Source organism: Xenorhabdus sp. KJ12.1 (genome assembly GCF_963876495.1).
GTDB classification, from domain to species: Bacteria; Pseudomonadota; Gammaproteobacteria; order Enterobacterales; family Enterobacteriaceae; genus Xenorhabdus; species Xenorhabdus stockiae.
In genome coordinates, this window is the sequence record NZ_CAWNQH010000111.1 from 1 (window position 1) to 5045 (window position 5045).

1 protein-coding gene and 1 pseudogene are annotated in these 5045 nt (G+C 38.4%); both read left to right on the forward strand.

Annotated elements, in window-relative coordinates; all coding sequences use genetic code 11:
* Positions 1-87 precede the first annotated feature (87 nt).
* Positions 88-1077 (forward strand): annotated as a pseudogene (locus AACS92_RS18835) (DNA primase family protein); the annotation flags it as partial.
* Positions 1078-1880: 803 nt separating this feature from the next.
* Entirely contained in the window at positions 1881-4874 is a 2994-nt protein-coding gene (locus tag AACS92_RS18840; protein WP_099111952.1) for an Eco57I restriction-modification methylase domain-containing protein, read from the forward strand.
* Positions 4875-5045: the final 171 nt, after the last annotated feature.

The window sequence follows — 5045 nt, forward strand, 5'->3', positions numbered from 1 at the left end:
TTATGACAGTAACGACAAATCACATCCACTTTAGCCATATCTCACCCAGAATAAAAAGTAGGGAGTTTATCACAAGATCTAATCATTGGGAGCATGACCCAAGATCACGCACCAAAGTTCTGGCGCTGGCTAAATCAGGCAACAGCCAACTCTGAAAACAAAGCATATAGAGTACTAGCGGCGCTGTTTATGGTGCTGGCGAACCGTTATGACTGGCAACTTTTTCTGGAAGTCACCGGAGCAGGAGGCAGTAGCAAAAGCATCTTTGCCGAAATTTGTTCCATGCTGGCAGGTAAAGGCAATACCGTTTCCGCAAGTATGGCTGCACTGGAAAATCCACGGGAACGGGCGTTGATTGTCGGCTATTCGCTGATTATCCTGCCAGACCAAACCCGTTATGTGGGTGATGGTTCCGGCATCAAGGCGATTACTGGCGGCGATGAAGTTGCTATTGATCCAAAGCACAAACAACCCTATTCAATTCGCATTCCCGCTGTTGTACTGGCAGTGAACAATAATGCCATGAGCTTCAGTGATCGCAGTGGTGGAGTATCGCGGCGTCGGGTAATTTTTAATTTTTCCGAAGTCGTACCAGAAAATGAACGTGATCCACTCCTGCGGGATAAAATAGCGGCAGAGTTGCCCGTGATTATCCGACATTTGCTTCACAGATTCTTTGATCCGCAAACTGCAAGGTGTTTACTGGCAGAGCAACAGAAATCAGAAGAAGCACTGGATATCAAACGTGGTACAGATCCACTGGTCGATTTTTGCGGTTATCTCATTGCTTCCCATGAAGTTGATGGCCTATTAATCGGTAATGCGGAAATTATGCCGTTCAATCCCCGCAAATACCTTTATCACGCCTATCTTGCTTATATGAAAGGCAATAACCTGAATAAACCTGTTTCCGTGACTCGTTTTGGCATGGATATGCCGGGCGCACTGGCAGAGTACAGCCAGCAATATTTACGCAAGAAAAGCAAACAGGGCATTCGCAGCAATCTGAGCCTGAATCTCGATACCGCTATAGAATGGATGCCGAAACTGACAAGGAATAGCCAGCCAGAAGAATAATTTTTTTCTGATTACAGATATTTTTCAAAGAAATATAAAAAAGTATTCACCACTGTTCATCCTATAATTTAAACCAAATATATCAACGTATTATAGGATGAATAGTTATTTTAAAACTGTTCACAATGTTCACCTTTTTTCTGGTTGGAGGTGAACGGTTGGGTGAAGAGTAGTGAAGAGTGTAATTTCAACTCATCACCCTTTAACAACATGAATTTAAATAAAAATACTCAAAGGTGAACAGTTTTATCCATAATTCTTTAATAGGGAGGGGGTAGGTAAAAATGTTTTCTCTGGCAGGTGATCTTTCAGATCTCAGAGTTGCTGGGTTAATGTATTAGCCCGGTAACTAGGAGAAGACAAGCGCAGCGCGTCAGTGTGGGGTTGAACTACCACACTCAAATCATTGGAAATTACCTTTAGCCTGATTCTGGACAAAAAGAGTTAGTTGTACCAATTTGATTACTAAATAAGACCCTAGCTGGCACTATTGGTGATCTAAATGAAACCTAACTATATAACTTTTCATAATAGTGAGAGTGTCAACATGTGGTATTCCTTACCCCGCGTGGCACGCGGGGTAAGGAATACTCCTATCATTTTGATAAACTATTTAGATAGGCGCTTTGTGCCAAATATAGTCATTCACATCCTAGGGTTAATCAATGGGAAACAGGGCTTACCTCTTTGAGCGCTGACCTTTTAATTCAATTAGTTATTCGTAGATAAGTATCTGTTGTTGTGCGACACTTTTCATCTTTAGATTTACTAATGTCTAATCAGGCTGGCTATGAGATGAAAGAATGACAAAAATTGAACAGTTACAGCGGTTAGTTGACCGTTACGAAGGAGACCTAGCTCTACATCGCTCTCCAACTTACAATGAAACTCAACTTAGAACTGATTTTCTCGATCAGTTATTCATCATTCTTGGTTGGGACATTACAAACTCCAGTGGCAAACCTACGAATGAACGGGAAGTTTTGGTAGAAGAAGGACTAAAAATAAAAGCAGGTGAAAACACTAAAAAACCTGATTACACTTTCCGTCTTTTCTCTGAGCGAAAATTCTTTGTAGAAGCTAAAAAACCAAGTGTTCATGTAGAAGCAGATCCAGAACCAGCGAAGCAAGTAAGGCGTTATGGCTTTACCGCTAAGTTGAAAATTTCCGTATTATCTAACTTTGAATATACCGCTATCTATGACTGTTCAAATCAAGTGAAAGAGGCTGACACTGCCACAAATTCACGGATTAAGCTTTATCACTACACTGAGCTTGTAGACAACTTAGAAGAGATTCTTTTCCTTATCGGTCGGGAAAGTGTATATACGGGGCAATTTGATGATGAGTGGTCTGAGATTGAAAGCAAAATTTCACGATTTAGTGTTGATGATCTGTTCTTGGGACAAATTAACCAGTGGCGTTTGGTGCTGGCCGATGAATTTTTGAAGATAAAGCCAAAGTTAAATGAGGAAGAGCTTAACGACCTTACTCAGAGCTACATAAACAGTATTGTGTTTCTAAGAGTTTGTGAAGACCGTGATTTAGAAGAGTATGAAACTCTTTACCATTATGCAGAAGAAAAAGACTTTCAATCATTAATCACAAAGCTGAAACAATCAGACAAAAAGTATAACTCTGGCTTATTCTATTTGAGCCATATTGATGAACTGATTCATAATGAAGAATCTTGTATTTGGGCGATTATTGAACAGCTATACTTCCCACAGAGCACCTATTCATTCTCTGTTTTTTCATCCGATATCTTAGGCAACATCTATGAGATATTTCTGAGTGAACGAATCAAAATAAACTCTGATGGTGAAGTAGATATTCAACCAAAAGAAGAGCATCTCAATAGAGATGTAGTTACCACGCCGAACCACATTGTAAAAGAAATTGTTCGAAATACTGTTGTTGAGTATTGCAAAGGCAAGACTGATGAACAGATTTTAAATTCCAAATTTGCTGATATAGCTTGTGGCTCTGGAGCATTTCTTCTAGAAGTATTTCAAACGATTCAAGATATTCTAATAGATTACTATATTGAAAATGATCAGTCTAAGTTGCAGCAGCTTGCGCCGCATAGCTATAAGCTAACTTTAGAAACTAAAAAGGAAATATTAACCCGTTGTATCTATGGTGTAGATAAGGATTTTAATGCGGTTAATGCGTGTTCTTTCGGGCTTCTCCTTAAGCTTCTTGAAGGTGAATCAAAAGGCACCATCGGAATCAAGAAACCTATCTTGCCAAGAACGGATAGAAATATTCTTTTTGGTAATAGTCTGATTGATCTATCAGACAACATTAAGCAAACCGATTTGTTAAAAGTGAATCCGTTTGATATAGACCATAGATTTGATGTGATTGTTGGAAATCCACCTTATATGGCTACTGAGCATATGAAACGGCTCACACCAGCAGAACTGATAATCTACAAGAAGAAATTCAAATCAGCATATAAGCAATTTGATAAATATTTCTTGTTTGTTGAACGCTCTATTCAGCTACTGAAAGAAGATGGTCATCTTGGCTACATACTACCTTCAAAATTCATTAAGGTTGGAGCTGGTCAGAACCTTAGAAAACTTCTAGCAGATAATAAGTATCTTTGTAAGCTGATCTCATTCGGTTCAAATCAAGTTTTCAAAGATAAGACAACCTATACCTGCCTATTATTTTTAACTAAATCACAGCAAGATGAATTTTCATTTTACGAAGTTAAGGATTTCAAAAAGTGGTTAACTCGTGAAGACAAGTCATTACTTTCAAACACCTATGAAGTTGATAAGCTTGATTCGGACACTTGGATTCTTGAAAAAGAAACAAATGACATTTTGACTAAAATGTATAGTAGATCTAAGACATTAGAAGAAATTTTAGGTAAGAAGACCATTGAGAATGGTATTCAGACAAGTGCAAACGCTCATTACATTCATAATGAGATAAAGACTGAGAACGGTTATATATTCTTTGAATATGATGGCGATCAGTATCAGGTGGAGAAAGAACTTACACGTCCTTACTTTGAAACTGTTCGCAACGGTGAAGATCACTTCTACACATACAAAGACGTTGAACCAAACGCTTTTGTTATCTATCCATACAAGAAGGTAGGGGAAAAAGTTTTTTTCATTGAATATGAGGAGTTGCAGCAAGATTTCCCTAAAATGTTTGAGTTCTTACAGATTGTAAAAGAGCACTTAAACAACGAAAAGCGTTCTATTATGCCTGTTCCTACTACACCTAATGAATGGTATAGATACGGTCGAGCGCAAGCATTGGAAAATTGCGATGTGGTACAGAAAATAATTGTTGGTGTTTTATCTAATGGCTTTAAGTATTCAATAGATAATCATAGGACTTTTGTTTCATCTGGAGGAACGGCCGGTTATAGCATCATAAACGTGCCTGATAAATGCATGTATTCTATTTATTACATACAAGCAATTCTAACTTCAAGACATTTGGAATGGTTCGCCTCTGTATATGGTGAAGTGTTTAGAGGTGGTTTTATTGCTCGCGGGACTAAGATCCAGAAACGGATGCCAATTCCTACTATCGATTTCTCTAAATCAGAAGAAGTTAAAAAGCACAAAGCGATTACTGATCTTCAGAAGAACTTGAACAAGCTCTATACTGATATTTCAAAAGCTGATGCACGTTCAAAAATAATTTTGGAGCGAAAATTTGGTAATGATTTTAAGAAAATGGATGGACTGATTAAAGACTTGTTCGGGCTTGGTGACTTGGACTGTAAGATTCCTTCGGTTGAAGATTTATATAAATCTCTATGATAAAAAGGTGGAGATTTTAACCCTCCACCTACTCTCGGCCCACAAAATAGTTCGATACATTCAGATAACTACTTAACCTGAATTCTGGATAAGAAATTGACGAGAGGCCTGTTCCAGGAGCAAAGTTTTGGTGAAAGCCTAAAACGACTCCGGGGAGGAACAGGCCATGGA

Bases quoted from the DNA above. Each gene is read 5' to 3' on its own strand.
- AACS92_RS18840 (WP_099111952.1), top strand. From the start codon at position 1,881: ATGACAAAAATTGAACAGTTACAGCGGTTAGTTGACCGTTACGAAGGA.